This window comes from Rugamonas fusca, from assembly GCF_014042365.1.
In the GTDB taxonomy this organism is placed as follows: Bacteria; Pseudomonadota; Gammaproteobacteria; order Burkholderiales; family Burkholderiaceae_D; genus Rugamonas; species Rugamonas fusca.
Genome location: NZ_JACEZS010000121.1, coordinates 1 through 242, shown reverse-complemented (window position 1 = coordinate 242; position 242 = coordinate 1). Strand labels below are relative to the sequence as shown.

Sequence of the window (242 nt, the reverse complement as noted above, 5' to 3'; positions counted from 1 at the left end):
TAGCACTGGATGTTGGCAGCCGCTGTCACCGCGTTGCGGTGGGGACAAATGGCGGTGAGCTACTCGACGAGTTCGACGTGGAGCACACTGCGCGAGGCTTCGCACAATTCTTTGTTCGTGTGAGCGGCCACGCGCAGGATCGACCAGTTGAAGTGGCCATGGAAGCATACAATGGCTGGGCGCGTCCGCTGGATCGCCTGATACTGGAGCGCCACTGGCGCCTGTTCAACGTCAACAACCTG

General features: G+C 60.3%; 1 protein-coding gene. It reads left to right on the top strand.

Going from position 1 to position 242, the window contains the following annotated elements; translation table 11 throughout:
• A partial coding sequence (locus H3H36_RS26780; RefSeq protein ID WP_220459873.1) for an IS110 family transposase occupies positions 1–242 on the top strand: 242 nt, incomplete at both ends.